General features: G+C 58.2%; 14 protein-coding genes. 3 read left to right on the top strand and 11 right to left on the bottom strand.

Going from position 1 to position 22947, the window contains the following annotated elements:
- Positions 1-14: 14 nt before the first annotated feature.
- A complete protein-coding gene (locus tag FJ979_RS12740; RefSeq protein WP_140581298.1) occupies positions 15-2312 on the bottom strand; it encodes a polysaccharide biosynthesis tyrosine autokinase in 2298 nt (765 codons plus the stop codon).
- A 281-nt stretch (positions 2313-2593) separates the two neighbouring features.
- Between FJ979_RS12740 and FJ979_RS12735 the strand changes: the two genes are divergently transcribed.
- The gene (locus tag FJ979_RS12735) at positions 2594-3934 is read left to right on the top strand and encodes an O-antigen ligase family protein (protein ID WP_181165376.1); all 1341 of its coding nucleotides are present in this window, start codon (positions 2594-2596) and stop codon (positions 3932-3934) included.
- A gap of 105 nt (positions 3935-4039) precedes the next feature.
- Here the strand turns inward: FJ979_RS12735 and FJ979_RS12730 are convergent, their stop codons facing one another.
- Both FJ979_RS12730 and FJ979_RS12725 read right to left on the bottom strand, forming a co-directional pair.
- Positions 4040-5494, bottom strand: a complete 1455-nt coding sequence (locus FJ979_RS12730; RefSeq protein WP_140581296.1) for a pectate lyase — start codon at positions 5492-5494, stop codon at positions 4040-4042.
- A gap of 20 nt (positions 5495-5514) precedes the next feature.
- Entirely contained in the window at positions 5515-7671 is a 2157-nt protein-coding gene (locus tag FJ979_RS12725; protein ID WP_140581293.1) for a nucleoside-diphosphate sugar epimerase/dehydratase, read from the bottom strand.
- A gap of 435 nt (positions 7672-8106) precedes the next feature.
- Here FJ979_RS12725 and FJ979_RS12720 point away from each other — a divergent pair, with 435 nt between their 5' ends.
- Positions 8107-8985 carry a sulfotransferase domain-containing protein gene (locus tag FJ979_RS12720; RefSeq protein ID WP_140581290.1) on the top strand — a complete coding sequence of 293 codons (879 nt, stop codon included), beginning with the start codon at positions 8107-8109 and terminating at the stop codon, positions 8983-8985.
- Between the two features lie 98 nt (positions 8986-9083).
- Here the strand turns inward: FJ979_RS12720 and FJ979_RS12715 are convergent, their stop codons facing one another.
- The 8 genes from FJ979_RS12715 to FJ979_RS12675 all read right to left on the bottom strand — a co-directional run bounded on the left by FJ979_RS12715 (position 9084) and on the right by FJ979_RS12675 (position 21576).
- Positions 9084-11282 (bottom strand): acyltransferase family protein, encoded by a 2199-nt coding sequence (locus FJ979_RS12715; RefSeq protein WP_140581287.1) that lies wholly within the window; start codon positions 11280-11282, stop codon positions 9084-9086.
- 154 nt (positions 11283-11436) lie between these two features.
- Complete coding sequence (locus tag FJ979_RS12705) at positions 11437-12654, bottom strand: glycosyltransferase family 4 protein (protein ID WP_140498434.1); 1218 nt, start codon at positions 12652-12654, stop codon at positions 11437-11439.
- Positions 12655-12660: 6 nt separating this feature from the next.
- Positions 12661-14592 carry a sulfate adenylyltransferase subunit CysN gene (cysN, locus tag FJ979_RS12700; protein ID WP_140513523.1) on the bottom strand — a complete coding sequence of 644 codons (1932 nt, stop codon included), beginning with the start codon at positions 14590-14592 and terminating at the stop codon, positions 12661-12663.
- A complete protein-coding gene (cysD, locus tag FJ979_RS12695; RefSeq protein WP_224519137.1) occupies positions 14592-15587 on the bottom strand; it encodes a sulfate adenylyltransferase subunit CysD in 996 nt (331 codons plus the stop codon). The genes cysN and cysD overlap by 1 nt, the downstream gene beginning before the upstream one ends.
- The gene (locus FJ979_RS12690; RefSeq protein WP_224519136.1) at positions 15588-16991 is read right to left on the bottom strand and encodes a lipopolysaccharide biosynthesis protein; all 1404 of its coding nucleotides are present in this window, start codon (positions 16989-16991) and stop codon (positions 15588-15590) included.
- A 288-nt stretch (positions 16992-17279) separates the two neighbouring features.
- A complete protein-coding gene (locus FJ979_RS33445; RefSeq protein WP_140513525.1) occupies positions 17280-19100 on the bottom strand; it encodes a sugar transferase in 1821 nt (606 codons plus the stop codon).
- Positions 19101-19471: 371 nt separating this feature from the next.
- Positions 19472-20575 carry a glycosyltransferase family 4 protein gene (locus FJ979_RS12680; protein WP_140525323.1) on the bottom strand — a complete coding sequence of 368 codons (1104 nt, stop codon included), beginning with the start codon at positions 20573-20575 and terminating at the stop codon, positions 19472-19474.
- A 17-nt stretch (positions 20576-20592) separates the two neighbouring features.
- The gene (locus tag FJ979_RS12675; RefSeq protein WP_140513529.1) at positions 20593-21576 is read right to left on the bottom strand and encodes a sulfotransferase domain-containing protein; all 984 of its coding nucleotides are present in this window, start codon (positions 21574-21576) and stop codon (positions 20593-20595) included.
- Between the two features lie 433 nt (positions 21577-22009).
- Between FJ979_RS12675 and FJ979_RS12670 the strand changes: the two genes are divergently transcribed.
- Positions 22010-22909, top strand: a complete 900-nt coding sequence (locus FJ979_RS12670; protein WP_140498428.1) for a formyltransferase family protein — start codon at positions 22010-22012, stop codon at positions 22907-22909.
- The last annotated feature ends 38 nt before the right edge of the window (positions 22910-22947 follow it).

Here is a 22947-nt window from a genome sequence, read left to right as displayed (position 1 = left end):
GCGGCCGATGGCGGTCAAGCGGGAAAATAACGACGAATCTGCTGCCGTTTCAAATAGGCTTTCCGCAGGGCACCACGGGCCTGTCGGAAGGGGTCGACGCGGTTGAACACCCAGCCGATCGATGGACCGCCGGCGAACCGCAGGCGCTCGACAACCTGGGAGAGAGCCTCTTGCGTGGTGTTGTCGCACGCGGCCACGACCACGACGGTATCCACCGAGGCGGCAATCCTGATTGCGTCTTCGACGACGAGCACAGGCGGCGCGTCGATGATCACCACGTCGTATTCGAGCCGGAACGCCTCCAGCAATTTCGCGAATTGGCTGGAATTGAGGAATTCAGGCAAGGTCTGGTCGTCGGCAGATGGCGCCAGCACATCCAGTCGCGGAACTTCAGGAAGCGTCTGAACGATCTCTGCCAGGGTGCAACCACCATGTAGGTAGTCGTTGAGTGTCTTGTCGGCGGGCCCAAACTGCATGGCGCTATGGATGCTGCGGGTTCGCAAATCCAGATCAATCAGCGCTGTCAGGGCGCCGTCCATTCCAGCTGCCACGGCGAGGCCCATGGCCGTCGTTGTCTTGCCTTCCTGTGGTAGTCCTGAACTGACCAGGATCACCTGTTTGCTCCGGCCACCGTTCATCCGGGTGCAGGCCATGTACAGCGACCGGAAGGCATCGGAGAAGGCCGACCGTGGTTGCGACAACAAGGTTTCAAGAGGAGGCGTGGCGCGTTGCAGGAATTTCTTGGGCAGTTGCGGAATCGACGCCAGCAGTGGCGCACGGATAAGCTTCGATACCCGTTGTGACTCGCGTATTCTCACATCCATGCTTTCAAGCGTCAGCACAAGGATCAGGGCTAGGATCAGCGACGCGGCGAAACCGCCTGCCGTCATCAAACGAAGTTTGGGAAAGGAAGGGCTCGTCGGAATCTCGGCGGCGGAAACCGTCCGCACGCCGGGCTCGACCGCCTCGGAAAACGGATCGAGGCTGCCAAGCCTGCCTGATACGAGGTCGTAGAGCTTCTGCTCGGTCGACAATTGGTTGTTCAGTTCCCGAAGCTTCGCTTCCGCCAGGCTCCTTTGCCGCAGTTGCTCGTTGGACTCCTCCAAAGTCTTCGCGAGTTGGTTGACCCTGCCTTCGTTGACGCGGACGTCGTTTTCCAAGATTGCGATCGTACGCAGCATCTCCTGAGAGATCATCGCGCGGACGGCCGCTACTTTTGCATCCGCCTCCTGGACCAAGGGATGATTGCGCCCGTAGTTGCTGGCCAGTTGCGCGCGATCCCTCATCGCCGTCGCTTCGTCGTTGCGCAGGGACGTCAGGAAGTCCGATGAGAGCAGGGGATCGACGTTGGCGCCCGCGTCGCCGGTCTTGGCCGCCAGCCTGACCTGGGCGAGGCGCGCCTGCGCTTGCGTGTATTCACCTCTGGCGGTGCTGAGCTGCTCGTTGCTTTGCTGGATCGAGGCGCGCAGCAGATCATCGCGCGGATCGCTGGATACGCCGTGTTCTCGCGCATACTGGGCGATCTGGCCTTCTATGGCGGCTATCCGTGACGCAAGCTCCGTCGATTGCTGCCTCAGAAAGCTAACGGCGTCCTTGATGTCCTGCCGCTTGTTGTCCCGGGACCATTCCACGAACAGTTTGGCCGTCGCATTGGCTATCAGGGCCGCCCTCGACGCGTCGTCATTGAAAAAGGAGATCGTCATCGCCGAGCTCTCTCCGGACCGGTCAACCGAAACGCTCGACAGATACGATGAAATCGCCCGATCTTGCTGAACCCCCTTCGATGGCAGCGACGCGGGATCCTGCGGGTCGGCGCCGGCGACAAGGCTCCATAGCGCTCGCGGTATCGAGACGATCAAGCCGACGGCCTGTGACAGCAGTCCAGGGCCCGAATCCGAAGGGGAAGCTCGGCTCGCGGCTGGTTTCAGATAGGTGTTGAAGTCCGGGTCCTTGATGAGGTCCAGTCTGTCGACGACCAGGCTGGCAAAGACACGAGAGGTGATCAGATCCGCCTCGGTGTCCATTCGCGACTTGTCAGGCTGTTGGTTGGGCTGCGCTTGTGCGGTGTCGAGAGGATTGGGATCATCGGATTCGACAACGATCATCGAACGAGCGGTATATGTCTTGGGAAGTTCCACGGCCGTGATGAGTGCGAGAGCGGTGCCGGTAGTCACGACCGCAAGGATCAAGGGGAGGCGCCTTCGGAAAAGCGTGTAGAGCTCGCGCGGGCCGAAAGTGCGTTCCTTCGACGGCTCGATCGGCTCTTGAAGGAATGGTTCCAGACGGCTCCACACGCTGTTGTCGTCTATCAAGCTCACAGATCCCGCCCCCCTTTTTGTTTGTCTTCGACTGGTCCAAGCCGGCCCTGCCACATCGGACCTGGAGGCTACCCAACATCGAATTCGCGACTTACCGCGACGACAGTTTTAACATGGTTGCGCGGCCGCAATCGCGCTCAAGAGGCTTAGCCGCAAAGGCGACATCATCCAAAAGGATAGCGTAACCGGCCCGGGCCCTATCTTGGCAGATAGGCTGAACTGCAGGCCCAATGAGGGCTGGCGAAAAGGACTCTCAAGCAGATTCAGGAGTGAGGATGAACTACGCCAGGGCTCCTCGCCATTATTGGACAAGGCCCGGCCCCAAACCGGCCGTCACATCGTTGCCAGAGGTAGCCGGGAGACTCGGGCTCTGGTTCGCCGTGGCGTCCGTCTTTCTCACGCCCTTCAATATTCTTCGGTTTGATGCATTCTATTTTACCATCAGCGACGGCTTCGCTCTCGCGGCCGTATTCGCAGCCATACTCGGGAAATCCTTTTCGATCTCTCCCTTGGGCGCGGGGACGTTTCTATGGAACATCGGCATCGCCCTACTATGCGGGATGCTGCTGCTAAGCAGTCTGATCCACGGAGATCCGCAGCGAGGCTTCATCATCTCGGCGCAATATCTGTACGCCTACTTTCTCCTGGCCTTCATGATCGTGTCGAGGCCCTGGGCCGAAATCGTTCTCTTGATGAAATCATTTCTTTGCTCGATCGCCGTGATGTGTCTGCAGGGGATAGTGATAATCGACATCCTCAAGCAACGCGGCACCGTCTTTGTCAGCGGCAATGGTCGTTTTCAGGGTTGGGTGGAACGCGAGAATGAATGCGCAACGCTGATAGCGCTCTCTGTCCCGCTAATGTTGTGGCTGGTGGCGTCAGGTTGCATAAGGCCTCGCTGGCTTTGGGTCGGACTGCCGCTTTTTGGTTATGGCATTATTTTGACAGGATCCAATACCGGCCTGATCGGCCTTGTCTTTGCGGTCACCATCTTCGTAGTCGCGACGGGCTCGTGGCGCCGCATCATTTCTTTAGCGGTGACCTCGCTCGCCGCATTCTTCATTGCCGTTACCTGGGGCCGCGACTTCTTGCCCGAGGTCTTCCAACACCGCGTGCTGAATGCGCTGCAGAATGGTGACCTCGATGAGGCTGGCACGTTTGCAGACCGTATGCGGCTCATCCATGAGGCCATTGGCAAAGCGGACAATAATTCACTGCTTGGTATCGGTGCCGACCAGTATCGGCAGGTCAGCGAATTGCACGCCCCGGTCCACAACACCTACCTCCTCATATGGGTCGAGGCAGGGCTGCCCGGATTCATCGGTTTTCTGCTCCTGCTCGTGGCAGGCATCACCATCGCCATCCTTGCCGCTCGGAGTCGTGAAGGCAAGGTATCCGCCATTTGCACGGCGACGACAGTTCTCCTCTTCGCGGCGCTGGCAAATGCGCTACCACATCTTTACAGTCGTTTCTTTCTCGTGCCTCTGCTGCTTGGAATGGCGCCCAGTGTTGCGATTTTGCGCGACGGCCCAGCTTCAAGAACGGTCACGCGCTTTCTTCGCGGTACTCGCTCCAAGTACGGTCGTTCGCGGCCTTTCCTACGCAGGCCGATCTAAGGGGCCCACCAGCCGAGCTTTCCAGCTCCTACAAAGGCTAAAATCGGCGCACCCGGAAGATCTGGTCAGGGTCTCCCCATGGCAAGAGCGAGCGATATATAGAAGCTATTTCGCCGGCTCTGATGCTTGCGCGGAGATGAAACGAGCGAGGGCGAACACGCCCTCGACGAAGTCTTCTCCCTCGATAAACCGGCCCTCAACCCAGCGTCCCTGGGTATCCTGACTGTCGACGAGCTGACGCACCTTTAAATTCAGTTCGCCAGCACTCAACTCATCCGCGGCACTGATCCACAGTCGTTGACGTGAAACTCTCTGCCCCCGCGTTGCACTCTCGAGCCGAGCGAACACCGGCTCGATCTCTGCACCGGTTTTCATGCCGTAGTGTTTCAGGAGGTCCATGTCGTCGAACGTCACTTGGCCGCCCTCATCGATGTAAAGCGGCCGGTTGGTGTTGAGTTCGTAGAAACGTGCCCAACTGCCGTCGGACAGGCGCGCCGCCTGTAGCCAGGTGGCTGCAGTCGTCGCCGCGTGCAGCAACCGCGCATCCCTGTTTTGCTCGTTCAACTCGATCAGGTAATCGATGTTGCCGGCGGTTTCGCGCGAGACGACCGCTGGCGGCTCAAACCTGCGTCCCCAAACCGGCTGCATGGAACGATCGTAACCCTGAGCCCAGCCCTGTTGTGGCGCGGGCAACTGGGCTGCAAGGAGAAAATCACCGACCTTCTCCGCCGTCTTGAGATATGCGGGAACGTGATATGTGCGGTAGGCGTTGAGAAAGAGACGACCCATATCGCGGGGAAGATTGTCATTGATGATGAAATAGGGCGGACGATCAGGCTTCTGCCACTCGTGAGACCAACTGGCCGGAATACTCGCCTTGGCCGCAGCCTTTACATCCGCCCCAGGCGCGGCTCCCTTGAAGAAGACCGGGAAGGCCCCATTCGGGTATTGCACCCGCATCAATCGATGAAGCGCCCTGTCGATGCAGGAACGGACGTCCGGATCCGAACCGCCGCTCGCCAGGTCGAACCACATCAGAAAATTCAGCACGCTCTGTGTGTTGTTGTCATCGAGGACAGTCTCGTTGCGTTGCGGATTGTCCTTGATATCGCGACAGGTATTCCCGCCCAACTTCAGTGCGCGGTAGCACCATGTCGCCGCCTTTTGCGGGTCGGTCTCGATCTTGTAAAACCATCCGCCGGACTCCAGCTGAGTCTTGACCAGAGCGGTTGCCACGACCTGGGCAGACTGAAGCCATTGCTTGTCGCCGGTAACCTCGAAAATGCGCAGGAACGCAGCGCCGACAGCCGGCGTACCAGGCGGCTGCACCCAGCCAACGCTCGCGGGCACGGTACCGCCCTCGCCCACCCTCTTTTGGCCGTCGAGGGAATATTTCCATACATAAGTTCCCGCTACACCGAGATGATCGCGGAAATAGGCCCCGGCAGCCTCGACCGCCTTCCGTGCCTCGGCCACTGTCGGCTGAGGTTGAGGCGCCCCGGCCAGTGCAGTGCCGCACGACAGCGCGACAAACAGAGCCGAGGCAATATGCCTTAGCACGGCAGCGCTCCCGCTGGGCCTCAAGCGGCCGCCTCGTGTGGACGCGTGCTTGCCTTGGCTGAACCGAGGATCACATGAGGCACGAATGGCGCCGTCACCGCCGCCGCAGGCTTGGCTTCCTCTCTGCGGTAACTGGGAAGCATATCCGCAACAAGATTTAACACTCCCTCAGTGTCGCCGGCCCTCGCCAAGCGACGCAATTGCGAAAATCCCTTGCGAAGCGTGTCAAGCGGCATCGCGTTGGGCACGGCGCCCAAGACTCCGGAAATCGGAACGTCGACACGTCTTTCGCTTTCGTCGAAGAGTTCCTCGAACAGCTTTTCTCCCGGCCGGCAGCCGACAATCTTGATCTTGATGTCCTCATCCGGCCGAAATCCCGCGAGCTTGATCATGCGGCGCGCCATGTCGATGATCTTGATTGGCGCACCCATGTCGAGAACGAAGATTTCGCCCTGTCCGAGTTTTTTCTCCAGACCATGGGCCGATGCCTGCAAGGTCAGTTCAACCGCCTCGCGTATTGTCATGAAGAAGCGCTTCATCTCCATGTCGGTCACGGTCAGCGGACCGCCGTGGGCGAGTTGGCGCTTGAACAGCGGGATCAGCGACCCGCTTGAACCCAGAACATTGCCGAAACGAACGGTCATGAAGCGGACGGGGGTATCGCCGGCGGTGAAGGCGAGGTCCAGGGACTGGCAGTAGAGTTCCGCAAGGCGCTTGGTAGCGCCCATGACACTGGTCGTGTTCACAACCTTGTCGGTGGATATCTGGACCATTGCCTTGGCGCCGCAAAGGCGGGTCGCTTCTGCCACGTTCATAGTACCGATGACGTTGGTAAGAATGCCCTCACAGGGATTCAACTCGACCATCGGCACATGTTTGAGCGCCGCCGCGTGGAAGACCAGGTCGACGCGATGGCGTCGGAAAATCTCGCCCAGGCGAACAGGGTCGCGTACGTCGCAGATATATGGCTTCCGGCGCACATTAGGGAATTTCTCCGCCAATTCCAGATCGATGGCGTACAGATTGTACTCGCTGTTATCGATCAGGACCACTTCGGTGGGGCCGAGCGCGGCAATCTGCTGCGTGAGCTCTCCGCCGATCGAGCCTCCGGCGCCGGTGACGACGATGCGCCTGTTTTCGATCATTCGGGACAACGCATCTTTATCAAGAACCGCCTGCGGCCTCTCCAGAAGGTCGGTAAGTTCGATGGGGCGCAAGTCGAAGCGACTCTGATATTTAGGATTGCGCAGTTCCAGGACCGGGGCGGGGCGAGAGACAGCGATGCCCAGACGGTCGGCCCGGTCGATCAGCGCTTCAAGCATCGGGTCGACGAGGCCAGGCACCCTTTCGGTGAAAATCACGTGGCGGGGCTTGATGCCGCGACCTTCCAGATCGCCGATGACCATGTCGAAGTCTTCGATGCTGCCCAGAACCGGCACGCCGCGCAGGAAATAGCCCTCTGTCGTTGCGCCATTATCGAGCACGCCGACCGGCCAATGGCGTGCATTCGGATCCCGCTGCAGCGCGCGAATATAAAGATCGGCCGCATCGCCTGCACCGATCAGCAGCACAGGGACCACGTCGCGTCCGTTTTTCGCTCTGTTCGCAGTCGGACCAAAGCGGCTTAGCTCAACGAGCTTGGAGCGGATGCGAACTGAAATAAGCAGCGGTACGAGCAACAGAAACTGGATCACTATCACCGAGCGCGGGATCGAATCGAGCCGTGTAGCCACAAACATCAGGAACACGAAGGCCAGCGATGTGACGAATGCCGCGCGAACGATACCGAGCATGTCGCCGACAGAAGCATATCGCCAGTTGCGGGTGTAGAGGCAAGTCACCGGGAAGACCACGGCGCATGTAAGCAGGAAGCAAGGGAGTGCGAAGAGCAACGAAGCGTGGCTTTCCGGACCGGTGAATTCTCCATCAAGGCCCAATCGCATGAATGAAGCAAACGACAGTGCCGCCAGCGCCAGGGCCAGATCGATGATGTAGAGATGAAGGTTCTTGCCAACGGCCTTGGCGCGCCCGGTCACCCGCCGGCGCAAGTAAGACAGCACATGAACAATCGTCCGCGGTTTGCTGACGAGACGGCCGAGAGCGATCGCAGTGGCCAGCAAAAGGGATTGGCCTCCCAGTGGACTGATTGCCTCAAACGGCTGATCTGACTGGCTCATTCTAGACCTCGACAAAGCTTAGCCGCCGCGCCCCAAGAGAGCGCGTCAAGAGATGCGGCTGTTTGAACTCGCAGGCACAAATCCGTGCCTGCCAGTCCCTTGCTCAATCAAGAACAGGTTGGCCTGCAATCGTTCGGATTCGAGGCTACGATCTTATCGCTGCTATGGGGCGCTTTACCCGCTTTCTAAGCAACACATGCTTTTGTGCATGGGGGGCTATCGGAACTGCAAGCGGACTTTGCCGCGTTAATCCAAAGAGGTACTCCCATCAGTCCGGGCCAGCCAGCTAGCTAGGTCTCGCTGCACCGACGCAATGGCTTACAATGGCGGAGATTAAAATGGTCGCTTGAGTTTCGGTCCGGCGGTCCCGTCTTCGGGCACTTCATTGTTGACGCCGCCAATGCGCCAAACTCACGCTAGCAGAGGAAGCTTTCTATGCTCGGACAGTTGAAGAACAATCTTCGCGACGCTACCTTTTTCCTTGGCGAAGCCGTCGTTCCAAAGAAAATACGCTACTCGGGTCCCCTGGGAGCGTTGCGTCGCCAGATGATCTTTTGGTCGCGAGACTCCTTTGTGCTTTCATACCCGAAATGCGGTAGAACGTGGCTGCGCATCATGGTTGGCCGCGTCATCGACAAACACTACGGCCTTAACCTGCAGAATCCGATGGAAATCCAGCATTTCTGGAAGATCTCGTCGAACATCCCCTGCATTGGCTTTTCTCACGACGACAGCCCAAACCTTAAGCGTCCCAGCGAAATCCAGGCCGATAAGTCAAAATATTCAGGAAAAAAGATCCTATTTCTGGTTCGGGATCCGAGAGACGTGCTTGTTTCATATTATTTCGACGCAACGCACCGAATGAAGGTGTTTGACGGAACGATCAGTGAGTTTCTTGCCCAGGATGTCGGCAGCATTGATTCCATCATAGCGTTCTACAACGCTTGGGCGCACAACCGCGATAAGGTGAAGGCATTTCAAATGCTGTCCTACGAACATATGCGCCAAGCTCCAAAATCGGCGCTTCGCACGGCGCTAGATTTTCTGGGCATTCAGGGCGTGCCGGAGATGATCCTCGATGAGGCGACAACCTTTGGCTCTTTCGAGAATTTGCGAAAGATCGAAATGGCAGACGCTTTCGGCCACGAAAGAATGCGCCCGACGGACCAGTCGAATCCCGACAGTTTTAAGGTGCGCCGGGGTAAAATTGGCGGTTATGTCGACTATTTCAACAGAGACGAGATCGCTTACATGGATGAGAGAATTTCCAGCTCTTTGGACCCGTATTTCGAAATATACCACCGCAAGGCATAGCGTCGAGCTCTACTGCAAGGGGAAGCCTTGTCGCTTCCGTGCTGGGACGTCGCATAAGACTTCCCGGTCGAAAAAGTCCACGGCTCTTCCTTCGCCTGTCATCGGTCATTTCCCCACCGTGCTTTGATGGCGTCCATGATCAAAACGTTGAGCTTGGACGCGCCGGTCTCGCTGAGATGGTTATCGTCCCGATAAAAAATCTGAGAGCCTCGATTGGCGAAACAGCGCTGTTGATCGCAGAAGGCCTTCTCCGGATACACACGCACGAGATTTGGATCGGATCCGACATTATCGTATAATGCGTATGTCCGTTGCGTTCGCTGGCGGAAATCCCCGTAGGAAACCGAAATCGGGTCCGCCTGCATATAAGCTGCAGGATCGTTCTGGCGTCTGGCCCGCATGAGAAGCACCTGCGGGACGTTCCAACCCATCTCCGGGACAGGATAGACTAAGACAACTTTCACCCCGCGCTCCAGAAGTGTGTTTATGGTGCGGGAAATGGCCGTGGCGACTGCAGCCGGATCGGCGGGCCCGGTTTCACCCAGCTTGGCCAAATGCGGGTGATCGTCGCCCGGCTCGATTCCCCCCTCGCCATTGTTGTAACGGCTCTGCTCCACGAGAATGGGGAGACGCCACAAGAGCACGGCTATCGGTCGCTTCAGCCTGCCTACGTAGTCGAGCCTCTTGTCATTGTAGTCGCCTGGACAACCCGGTTGGTCCACGTCAACCCTTTGCAGACCGAGGAGAAATACGCAGCCGCCTCGATTGAGCGGTGTGAACGAGGCGATATCTCGGTAGTCATCGAGGCTGTCTCGCATCGGACCAAGCAGAGTGCGAGCGTGAGAGTCACCTAAACTAACAAGAGCATAGCCCTCGGGATTCGAGCCATGAAAGGTACAAGGGCCCTGTTCAGGCGCAAAGTTGAGACAGCTCTTCCCGTTCTGAAAGATCTGAGCCTCGCGAATATCGGATGCAGCGGCAATCGGGGCCAGGCCGTCCGCAAAACGGCTTGGCATGCCATTTTGGACATACCAGTAGTATCCGCCGCCGCTGAGTAACACGGCCCCCAGTGAGGCAATCAGCCATATAACGCGCTTGCTGGTTCGCTTTCTGCTGCGAGTCGGCATCTCAACGAAGCGGTAAGTCGCAGTGGCAAGTATGACAGACATCAAAATCCAACAAAATACCATCGTTCCATCGACAGAATTGGTCACACTCAATCTGCCGAAAGCAAATATCGGCTGGTGCCAAAGGTAGAGGGAATATGATATCAGGCCGACAAATACAAATGGCTGGGAGGAAAGCGCTCGTGTAATGGGATCGCCGTGCCCTGTATACCAGATAAGCAATGCCGTTCCTGCAACCGGGATCAACGTTACAAGTCCTGGGTGATGCCACTGCGGCCTCATCAGCGGCACCGAGCAGATCAGGAGCGCCAAACCGACCGCAGGCGCGACTCGCGAAGAGCGCATCGACACAAGCCGGCCGCCAGTCAATTCACGTCTTGCCAGAAACACCCCCAACCCTAGTTCCCAGATTCGGGTTGGCAGTAGAAAAAAAGATGCGTCCGGGAAATGCCGCGTCATCCACTCCGCAAGAATGAACGAAACGACGAGCCCAATGCACAGGATGGCGGTTAAAAATTTCCGAGAAAATTTCCACACCAGTAGAAGAAAGCAAGGGAAGATCACGTAGAACTGTTCTTCGACCCCCAAGCTCCAGGTGTGAATTAATGGACGAAAAAGATTGTCGGCTGCGTCATAGCTCGCAACATGCCAGAAATATAGATTGGAGGCTGAAAACACGGTTGCCAAAAGGCTCGCCGAATAGTCTCTAAAGGCACTCGGCAGCATATATAGCCAAGCGAAGGGGATCGTTACTGCTAAGACGGTATACAGCGCAGGTAGGATCCGTCTCGCGCGACGCTCGTAAAAATTGGCGAACGAGAAAGTCCCATCCATGACTTCCCGCTGTACAATCGAGCCAATCAGATAGCCGCTAATGACAAAAAAGACATCAACGCCAATAAAACCGCCCGCAAAGGGGTCAAGGCCCGCGACGCGAAGCCCTGAATGGTAGAGGATCACCAGAACGACTGCGATCGCCCTCAGGCCGTCAATTTCGCGGCGATATCCAACTTGACCGGCCGGGGTCGTGGCCACGATCCCACTCTGGGCAGCTCCCGTGTCTTGGTTCGCATTGCGAGCAGGATGATGGGCTTCGTACGGCAGACCTCGATCAATGCCGAGGGAACCATATGTCAATGGCGCAGCTGACTTTTCGTGAAACTCACTCATGTCAAAGGAGGCCCTTCCCTTGGATGCGTCTATCAGGATGCCGGCGTGCTGACGCTCGGATCGGCCTGAAGCTGCTGCTGCAGCCAGGTCGTTGTGCTTTTTGCGGCTCCGATGACAAGGAAATCGATGTGCTCACCCGCATTGCGAAAATCCTTTAACCGCCGATTTCGCTGGTTAGGTCGGTCGCCAAGCCGGCTTTGCGGGAGCAAAGCGCCCTGTCATAGATCTTCATGACATTTTCGACATGGCGGTGCGTGCTGTAGGAGAAGAAGGCGTGGTCGCGGGCTGCATCGCTGATCCGGGCCCAGAGCGGCGGATTGGACAGCAACCGCGATAGCGGCTCCATGAAGGCCCCGGCGTCTTCCGGTGTGACCAGAAATCCGGTCCGCCCGTTCTCGATAGCTTCCGGATTGCCGCCATGATCGGTTGCAACCACCGGCGTCCCAAGAAACATCGCCTCGATAAGGGTTCGGCCGAAGGGCTCTCCCATGGCGGGAACCACCAGAACATCCGTTGCCGCGAGGAAAGGTTCGATCGGGTTGCGAAAACCCATGAAGCGCACCGTTTGGCCGAGCCCGCGCTCGGCGCAGCGCACGCGGGCGGCCGCTTCAAGATCTTGCGAGCCCGCGGGTGAATTCCCGAACACGCAGCCGACGACCGGGATTTGCGGATGCTCCCGCACGAAACGATCAAGGATATCGATGAAGAGGAGCGGCCGCTTTCGTTCGATCAGCCCGCCGATGAAGCTCAGGACGCGTGTTCCTGGTGCAAGGCCTAGCTCGTCCAGAAGTGCGGCCTTGGCCGCGATCCTGTCAGGCACAGTCGACGGATGGTCGAAGGGACTATGGATGACGCTGAGCCGTCCCTTGAGGGATCTGATCGGATGCCGCGGTCGCGAAAATCGCGACACCGTCACCATGCGATGCGCGATGAGCGGCGCAAGCACGTTAGCGCCCTTGGCGTCGGGGTCGCCGCGATGATGCCAAACCAGCCGAGCACCTGCCAGCCTCGCCGCAATGCCCCAATTCACATGCGTCCTGCCGTCATTGGTGTGAACGATATCGAACTTCTGCTCCTTGATGAAACGCCGCATGCGCGGAAGCGTACTGGTCAGATAGGTCATGACATCGCCGGGGATTATTCCCTTTCCAGGCGAAGTCGTCGGCAGCGGAAAACCCGTGAAGGGCTGGCCCTCCATTTGCAGAAAGGCCGCCAGAGGCCCGGCCGTTTCCTGAAGCACCAGAATCGGAACGACCTTCGATGTATCGAGGTTCTGGATGAGCTTGAGCGCCGAGATGTGGCTTCCACCGACATCATCACCGATAAATGGAAAGCAAACTCGTATCGGCCCTTGGCTAGCTCCTCCAACCATCGCCTGTTACCCGGTCGCGGTTCCGAGGTAGCTGCCTCGTTCGAGGTAGCTGACGATCACTTCCGCGGCCTCCTCGGCGCTCAGATCCGGCGTAACCGTGATCTGTGGCGCTTCCGGGCGCTCATAGGGACTGCCGATGCCCGTGAAATTCTGGATCAACCCATTTCGGGCGCGTCGATAAAGGCCCTTCGGGTCGCGGCTTTCAGCGACCTCCAGTGGTGTGTCGATGAAGATCTCGATAAACTGCCCTGGGCCGAAGAGGTCGCGCGCCATCCGCCGCTCCGCCTGGAATGGCGAAATGAATGAAGTGAGCGCTATCAGCCCCGCGTCGACCATCAGCTTGGCGGCCTCGGCGACGCGACGAATGTTCTCCACGCGATCCGCGTCGGTAAAGCCGAGATCTCGATTCAAGCCATGGCGAACATTGTCGCCGTCCAGAAGGTAGGTGTGCCTGCCGATCGCATGGAGGCGCTTCTCCACGAGATTCGCGATCGTCGACTTTCCGGAGCCCGACAGGCCTGTGAACCACAGCACCACGGGCTTTTGACCTTTGGCGATCGCCCGCGCATTCATGTCGACATCCAGTGCTTGCCAATGGACGTTGTTCGCCCTGCGCAGACTGAAGTCGATCATTCCGGCACCGACCGTGTGGTTGTTGATCCGGTCGATGACGATGAACGCGCCGGTTTCGTGCACGTTGGAGAACGGGTCGAAGGCGAGCGGTGCCTGTGTCGTCAAGTTGACGAAGCCGACGTCGTTCTTCTCGAGGGTTTTTGCTGCCAGTTTTGCAAAATTATTGATGTCAACCCGGTGTTTTATCTGCGTAACGCTCGCACCCACCACGCTGGTGGCGAGCTTGATCAGATACGGGCGGCCGGGGATCAATGGATCCTCGTGCATCCAGAGCAGATGGGCCGCAAACTGGTCTGACACTTCCGGGCGCTCCGCCGCCCCCGCCAGGACGTCGCCGCGAGAAACGTCGATCTCGTCTTCGAGCGTCAGCGTGACAGCCTCGCCGGCCGCTGCCTCCGACAGGTCTCCGTCCTGGGTGACGATGCGCTTGACCAGGCTCGTCACGCCGGATCGTGCCACGACCACACGGTCTCCCGGCCGGATCACGCCGGCGGCGATGGTGCCGGCAAACCCGCGAAAGTCGAGGTTCGGGCGATTGACCCATTGCACCGGCATCCGGAAAGGCGCGCTACGGCGGTCTCGTTCCACCTCGACGGTTTCCAGATGCTCGATGAGCGTCGGGCCCCGATACCAGGGCAGGTTCTCGCCTTTCGAAAGAACATTGTCGCCATAACGCGCCGACAGCGGGATGGCATCCAGAGACGCGAAGCCAAGCGGTTCCGCGAAGCTTCGATAGGTCGCCTCGATCTCGTCGAATACCGTTTGCGAATAATCGACCAGGTCGATTTTGTTGACCGCAAGGACGACATGCCGGATTCCGAGCAGCGAAACGATGAAGGAATGTCGGCGTGTCTGGGTCAGAATGCCCTGCCGCGCATCGACAAGAATGATCGCCAGGTCGGCATTGGATGCGCCAGTAGCCATGTTGCGGGTGTATTGCTCATGGCCGGGCGTGTCGGCGACTATGAATTTGCGCCGTTCCGTGGCGAAGAAACGATAGGCCACGTCGATCGTAATGCCCTGTTCGCGCTCGCTGGCCAGACCGTCGACCAGAAGGGCGAAGTCGAGATCGCCGCCGGTTGTGCCGTGGCGTTGGGAATCGCGGGTAAGTGTGGCAAGCTGGTCTTCCATCAGCAGCTTCGTGTCGTAGAGCAGCCTGCCGATCAGCGTCGACTTGCCGTCGTCCACGCTGCCGCATGTCAAAAATCGCAGCAGGCTCTTCTTCTCGTGGACAGCAAGATATTGCGAAGTGATCTCGTCTATCGAAGAAGATTCGAGTTCCGCGGTTTGAGCAAAACCCAGCATCAGAAGTACCCCTCGCGCTTTTTCTTTTCCATCGAGGTTGCCTCGTCATGGTCGATCAGCCGACCTGATCGCTCGGAGGTCCTCACGACAAGCATTTCCTGGAGCACTTCGGGAACAGACGCGGCAGTGCTTTCAGTGGCCGCGGTGAGGGGATAGCAGCCAAGCGTGCGGAAGCGTACCGAGCGCATTTCGGGGGATTCGCCTGGGCGGAGCGGCAGACGATCGTCGTCCACCATGATCAACTGTCCGTCGCGCTCCACCACGGGGCGTTTGGCCGCGAAATACAGCGAGACGATGGGGATGTTCTCCCTCATGATGTACTGCCATATGTCGGTTTCGGTCCAGTTCGAGAGAGGAAAGACCCGGACGGACTCCCCTAGTTTCAGCCGGCCGTTGTAGAGGTTCCATAGTTCCGGGCGCTGGTTCTTTGGATCCCAGCCATGGCTATCGCTGCGCAGCGAAAACACCCGTTCTTTCGCGCGGCTCTTTTCCTCGTCGCGCCGCGCGCCGCCGAAAGCGGCGTCGAAGCCGAGCGAGGTCAGTGCCGATTTCAGCGCCTCCGTCTTCATGATCTGCGTGTAGGTCGACGAGCCATGTGTAAATGGCGTGATCCCTTCGGCCAGGCCGGCCTCGTTGCGACGCACCAGCAGCTTCAGGCCAAGCCGCGCGACAGTCTCGTCGCGGAAACGGATCATTTCTTTGAATTTCCACGTCGTGTCGATGTGGAGAAGGGGGAACGGCAGTTGCGACGGATAGAAGGCCTTCATCGCGAGATGGAGCATTACGGCCGAGTCCTTGCCCACCGAATACAACATCACCGGGTTGCGCAGTTCGGCGACGACCTCGCGAATGATATGGATTGATTCAGCCTCGAGTCGTTGCAGATGTGTGAGCCACGAAGGAGAGGAAGGCGAGCGCCGCTGCGCTGCAGGCAAAGTGACCAGGGCTTGAGGTGCCTGGGCTTGAGGCGCAAGAGCTTGAGGTGCAAGAGACATCTAGATCGCCTTTGAAGGGGCAAGACTTGCTTGGTTGAGAGCGTCCGCCGGCGGGGTTTGCCGGTCGGGATGATGGGCGGTCTTGAGCGCCTGTCGCAACGAAAGCGCCAGGCCGAAGGCCCACAGAATGCCCAGGACGATATGGGCAATATTGCCCCCCATCGCGCCGATCCGCGGGATGAGCAGGAGGGCCGTCACGTGGAAGGCGGCTGTGGCAACGACAACAATGCGCAACACCTCACGTTGCCGGCCCATGGCAAGCAGCGCCGAGCGGGCGGCTGAGCCCGAAAGCACGAACGTGACCGCCACCATCTGCACGATGACGAGGCTGGCTGCGCCTATGAACTCCGGTCCCGCGGTCCAGGCGAGCAGCGGCCGGATGAGCACCGCCACGACCAGGACGCAAATGACGCCAAAGCAGAGCAGCATGGCTTCGGTCTGAAAGATCACCCGCTTGAATTCCTCGATGCTGCCTTTTGCCCAAAGGCGGGCGACATCGGGATAGAGAACGTTTTGCACCTGCGGGCCTACTTGCTGGCCGACGCGGCCTATGCGCTTGGCGATCTGGTACAAGCCAGCCGAGGCCGGGTCGGCTAGCCATCCGACCAGCAGCGTATCGAGCTCTTGCGCGCTCGCGCGCAAGGTGAGTGAGATGTTCGACGACCACGCGAAATTCCAGATGCCAGGGAAGCGGCGTGTGATGCCGGCCAAAGGCGCGCCCAGGACATTGTGGACACCCTGCCTGTGTAGCGCGCGCATGGTCAGCGTCAGGAGCGCCAGGGAGCCGAGGATCTGCGTTCCGGCCCAAACGGCCGTGAAGTAAGCGAGATCGCCATTGAGCAGCACGCCGAGCAGACACAGCAATACGCGCAGAACGGCGTTGAGCAGCTGCCCATAGGCGAGGAGGCGGAAGTTGCCGGCCATGCGTTGGACAGCCACGGGGACGCCGGAAATCTGAAATAGCAGAACGCTGGAGTAGAGAACAAGAAGATGCACGATTTGCGTCGACCAACCGAAAACCGGCGCTATGAGAAGGGCCGCGCCAATGGCGACGACCCAGGCGCTGACAGCGGCGCCGACATCGATAAGCAGGCCGAACTTCATGAGGACGCGCAAATTCTCGTGGCCCTCGGATGCGTTCATGCCGGCTGCGTATTTGATAATTGGCTGCCACGATTGGAAGCTGACAACGCGCTCGACGACCCTTGTGAACGCGATGATCAATGCAAGCTCACCATAGTTCGTCACGCCAAGCGCTCGTGCTGAAAGCGTAAAGGCTACAAGCGCCAGCAATGAGCCAAGAAAATTGCCGGTCAGAAGGTGTGCGATATTGGCCAGGCGCGTGCGGCCCGCACTCTTGCGCCTGGCAGCTTGCAGCACCCGTCGAGCCAGTCTTCCGATCATCGCAACCGTAGCCAAAGTCGCCCCGCTCATTCTTGATCGGCAGTACGCGTCCCTTGGTCGTTCTCCGGGATTGTTTCTGCCGATGACATCCATCATCGGCAGAAACCAGAAAGCCGCCACGACCAAGTTTGGTCCTGTCGCAACCCCAATAAGCTAGGACCTGATCGCCGCTACGACCGATGGCCTACCCCATTAGCGGTAGCAGCTTCATGGCCGTTTGTCGCTAAATATATGCGGAACAAAAAAGTAGAACTATAAGACATACCGAACTAATAAAGAGAAAATTGCCTAGATATTTGGCTTTGTAAATTTAAATAAAAGCAAACGGCTCCATATCCTATTAATCTCCTCGGGATGAAGCACGACATATATGGTGCGCCTCTTTCGCTGTTGGTCGAGGATTGATCTAAGGTTGGATCCGGTAAGAGATATGCCGAAATCCGACGGGCCCGAATAGGCTTGGCCGAGCATGCGATCCAGCATCAACTCTCCCAAGGCCGGAGTGTAACGCGCAGAGCTCCAGTACCACCGCATCGTCTGATGACGATCGCCCGGATCCGGAATGTCTTCCATTGTAACGGAGTTATAGCCGCTAAAATCCCACAGTTTCACTTCAGACGTGGCTGTCTTGGATGCGTTGACCTGACTTACGGTATACGTCAGATCCACACGCCAGCGGTCGTAAACTGGGAGTAGCCCCATGGCCCTGAGTGCTTCCATCTGACGAGCATGTATCGGCGAAATGAAGAGCGTGACGTCTACTCCAGCGGCGGTGAGACGATCCAGCAGGTCATGCAACAGGCCGATTCTGGTGATGTCATAATCGAAGCTGCCGGGAGACGAAAACTCCGCCATCAACCGATTCAGCCTCTGGTCGGACACCTGTCTGTAGCTGTAATTATGTGCCAACATGATCTGGTGAAAACCGTCTTCCTTGTCGGTCTCCCGAAATCCAATGCTGTTGGCGTGCACCGTCCGCAAAGCGTCGATAAAGCTTTCGGGGGAGAACAGGGACCGCGCATAAACGATAGGCATTGGAACCCCGGCAAAGCCGGACTCCGGAAAATCTTGGGTTTCCGTTCGGTCCGCCTCAAACATGGAGAAATCGAGATTGACGATCATCCGGCGGGGTGCGCCGTGAGCCAGGGCGAACATGCCAATGTCATAGAGTTCGACCATGCTCGCATGCGGAACCGCGGCATTGTAGGCCTTCAGCCTAGCTAGGCTCGGTCCGGCGGGATCAAGCCCGACGCGCGCCCGCGAGCCGCCGAGGATCAAAGTGTCGTAGTCGGTGAGCCATAGACGTAGTGAGCGCTCGGCTGTCGTACCGATCGAAAGGCGATGTGTCTTTTCGGCATTGAAATCAGGAATCTCCAGATGATGGTTGATCCCATATGGATCGACAACAAAAACGAAAGCGGCAGTCCCAAGTTCTAGCAGAATACCGATGGCTGCAACCCTTGCGGCCAACCGTGGCAGGCGCGATCCAGACGTCCTCAACGGCCCGCCCGATTGCAAAACCTGCGAGCCCATGAACTCGGGCATGGTGGCGTGTCCCGCGGCGCTGATCCCCTCTCGGGTGAAGATCTTGTAAAAGGTCAGGCAGAGAATTTTCAGGTCAAGTGCGAAGGTCCGGTGATCGACATACCAGACGTCCAGGACGAAGCGGTTCTCCCAATCAAGTGCGTTGCGGCCGTTCACCTGCGCCAAACCTGTGATGCCGGGAATGACTTGGTGACGACGCGCCTGCTCAGGGCTATAGCGGGGGAGATACTCCATCAAGAGTGGACGAGGCCCGACGAGGCTCATCTCACCCCGCAATACGTTGATCAATTCGGGCAACTCATCAAGGCTGCTTGCGCGCAGAAAGCTGCCGAAGCCAGTCAGCCTGTCAGCATCGGGAAGCAGCCGGCCGTGACGATCCCGACGATCGGTCATCGTTCTGAACTTGATTATCTTGAATGGTTTCCCGTGCAGGCCGGGACGTTCCTGGCGGAAAAAAACAGGCCGCCCAAGAAGCAGCGCGACTGCTATTGAAAGCACCGCGATGAAGGGCGACATCAGCAGCAGAAGGCAGGCGGCACCGAGCAGGTCGAACGTGCGTTTCATGAGCGATGCTCCTTTCATCAGCATGCCTGCCGCGGCTCGCTGATACGTCCTCTGGCCAACCGCAAGGCTTCGTAGTGGTCAAAAGCCAGGCCACGCCACGGGACACAATCTCGAAAGTCTACATCTAGCCTTGTGTCTTGAGACCGATCCCAATCAGGGACGATGTGCGGGCATTGCCTTCGCGCGACAGGTCGCCGCTTTTAGTTACATTGGCTGTAAAGTGCGCCTATCAAAGATCATTCTCCGGATGAACATCAGGATATGTGCGCCAGATTTGAAAACGCTCGAGGTGTTCTTGTCCGGCATTGGATATTTTTCATTCGTAGATCGCGAACCTGAATAACTGAGTTCGTGATCGATTGCCTTCATTTTCAGAATTTCGTCAAAGCGGAGTCCCATTTTTCCGCAATCTGCTGCATTGAGAACCGATCGATCGTTTTCCGGGCCGATCTACCCATTTTGTGGCGAAGAGCATTATTTCGCATCAGGCATGCCATCGCGGATGCCAACTCGGCAACATCGTCGACTGGTACCAGCAGACCCGAAACGCCTGGTTCGATGATTTCGGATGGACCGAAATCGCAGTCCGTTGCGACGACGGGCAGGCCTGCCGCCATCGCCTCGATCAGCACGTTGGGAAAGCCTTCGTAGCGTGACGGCAGGACAAAGAGGGAGGCGTCGCGCGCCCATTCGCCCGGACGCTCGGTAATGCCGGCAAGCTTTACCCTGTCCTCCAAATCCAACGCATCGATCTGACGTTGAAGAAGAACCCGATCAGGTCCCTCGCCGAAGATTGTCAACGCCCATGCCGGAAATTCGCTGGCGACTTTAGCAAACGCCTTTATCAGCGTGTCGAAGCCTTTCTGTTCCACCAGGCGTCCGACGGCGACCAGGCGAAACATCTCATTGCCATGGTCTTTGTAGGCATCGGTCGCCTCGCACGGATTTCCGATGACCTCGCAAGGATTTCCGATAACGTGGGCTTTTTTTCTGAGCGTATCCGGAAGCGTCTTGACAATCGCATCAGTCTGCATGACGAGCCGATCCGCCTGTCGAAGTATGATGCCAGAAACGAGCCGCCAAGCGGCGTGTTTTTTCTGTGCTTTGGGATTGTTTCTTTCCGAGATAATAACCCGGATGCCAAGATTTTTCGCCGCCAGCAGGCAAAGAATATTAATCTTTGTTAGAAATGAAACGATCAGAGTGGGCTGAAGCTGCTTGAATTCCGCGCGCAACACGACCACGCGCCGCAAGCTGCGGACAAATCCGAGTTTCGAAAGCCGCGAAGCTCCATCCTCTACAAGTCTGTGGACGGTGACCTTCGGGTGCAGGGCAAAATAGCTCTTGTCTTGCTCTCCCACGAAAGCAAATAGATGGACTTCATCTCCGCGCCTGCATCGATCTGCGGCAAGCAGACTGACGACGCGCTCCGTCCCTCCTGCACCCAGGCCCGCCTGCACAATCGCAAGTCGCATTTACTCCCCTCTTAACGTCAGGACGTCGATGGATTATTTCCATACTTCTCGGCGATCTCCGCCAAGTTGCTGCATGGATTGGTGGAAAGGGATTCGACGACAGGAAGATCTCTCTTGATCGTCTCGCCTTGGCCGTGTTCATCCATGAATTGGCGGCGAAGTTCATACCAGCCGCATGCGAGCCGCGTTCCGCCACGGGCAAGCAGTTCGATCGCGGCTGGAGTTAGCCAGTCGATGCAGGTCTGCTCAATGAGTTCGGCTTGCGCATCACTAAGATGATCGGAAAAGCCGCCGACCTTGCCGGGACGCGCATGCTGGCTTTCGCCATCGTGGGCCGCTAGGCCGCCCGCCATCTCATGCTCACGCATTACATCGAAACGCGAGGCGTCGATAGAATCCTGAAGCGCGCGCACGGACGGTGTGTGGCCGAGAAATCTCAGGATACGCGTGCAGGCACCCATAGGGTCCTCCGTCAGTTCCCCATAGCCCAATACTGCACTTACGTGATGCTTTAGACCTCTACCCCAATCATTCAGATATACTATCAGAGCCGGCAGGCCTTGTTCGCGATCGGCAATGAACGCGTCCATGGTGCCTTCGAAGCAGCGTTTGTGACGTGTGGCATCGAAATAAGCTGACACGATTACGTCGCGCGGATCTCGAGTCATGAAGATGATGGGTCGGTTGAGAAAAAGCGAGCGTCTATAGGTGAGGTGCGAAACCAGGACGAGCGGCACACGATGGCGCTCATCTGTGTAACGAAAAGCCGGGATGCCCCTCGTCGGATCGAGATCGAAATCCGGAAGAACCTCGAACATTGGCGAAAGATGGACATTTTCGCCGTTGGCGTGGCGACGAAAGTATTCCGAAAGGATATGTCTAAGCTGGGTTGCTCCGGATTCGGGATAGGAGACAAGAAACGCGTCTGCGCCCGACGCAGCCCAGGTCATCCTGATCCGGGCGTCGATCTTATGCAATGTCAGACGGGTGGTCGTCAGCATGGTGACAGGTCTTCAGTCCTTGGGGATCGTAGCGCAGCATGTATGACGTCGCAGTCGAAGGACGCGATGGGCGGGCTGCCGGCCATGGCCTTGAGTGGTACCGCGCAATCTTCGTAGCGGGACGAAAGCACAAATGCGTCGGCGTCCAGAAAGCAGGATCGCCATGCGTAGCAGATCAGATCCGCCCTTCCCGACTGTAGTGGCGCTGCGATCCAGGAATGCCAAGCCGGCGAAGCTGTCCATCGCGTATTCCAATCCCGCTGTCGCAACCCCTAAATACCCAGCTTTCTTTGAAGGGACGAGTTGCACATAGGGATGCATCGCCGGCTGCCGTTTACCTCTAAAGGAGGACTTGGGCGCAGAAACGAAGCAGACAATAGAAGAGATCTGTGTCCATCTATCGCTCACGCCGGTGAGTTGGAGCCCTGAATTCATGCGCATAGCCTTTGTCGGTGCGGTGGAGGGATCTCGGGTCGCATTCGATGCCCTTGTCGAAGCTGGCATGACGCCTTCGCTGCTTGTCACCCTTGCGGGCGAAGCTTCCAAACGCCATTCCGATTTCGTCGATCTGGCGGGGCCGGCACGTCTGGCCGGGGCCGCGGTCCACCTGACCAAGGACATCAATGCGCCCGACACGATCGACAGGCTCGAAGCCGAGCGGCCCGATTTGACGATGGTGGTCGGCTGGTCGCAAATCTGCCGCGGCGAATTTCGCTCGGTCGCCCGATATGGCTCGATCGGCTTTCACCCGGCGCCGTTACCGCGTTTTCGGGGCAGGGCGGTGATCCCCTGGACGATCATTGCGAATGAAAAGGAGACGGGCTCGACTTTCTTCCGGCTCGACGAGGGTGTCGACAGTGGCCCTATCGTCCTCCAGAAGCTTTTTGCCGTGGCACCGGACGAGACCGCGCGCTCGCTCTACGACAAGCACAAGCAGGCACTGTTCGAGATGACGCCGCTTGTCGTTTCGGCGATAAGTCGTGACAAGGCCGTGGGCGTCGCGCAGGACGAATCCCTTGCCAGCTATTGCGCAAAGCGCACGGCCGATGACGGAATAATCGACTGGAGCGATGCTGCCGAGAATGTCCTTCGTTTCGTCCGCGCCATCGGCGATCCCTATCCGGGCGCCTTCACTTTCACTGCCGGTGCCAAGATCGTGATCGACAAGGCGCGCATGTTTGCCCCGCCTGGGCGCCATATCGGGCTGACCGGCCAGGTCCAAACTCATACCGACAGCGGCTTTACAGTGCTTTGTGGAGACGGAGCCGCCATTGAGGTGACATCCTGGCATGGCGAAAGGCCCAGGATACATGCCAAGCTGGCCTCGGCATGACCAACCTGTGTCGCGCCAAGGACCTAGGCGCGTGCACG

Origin of the sequence: Mesorhizobium sp. B1-1-6 (genome assembly GCF_006443035.1) — a bacterium.
In the GTDB taxonomy this organism is placed as follows: Bacteria; Pseudomonadota; Alphaproteobacteria; order Rhizobiales; family Rhizobiaceae; genus Mesorhizobium.
Note: the sequence above shows the minus strand (reverse complement) of the source record. Positions and strands in the feature narration are given on the sequence as shown.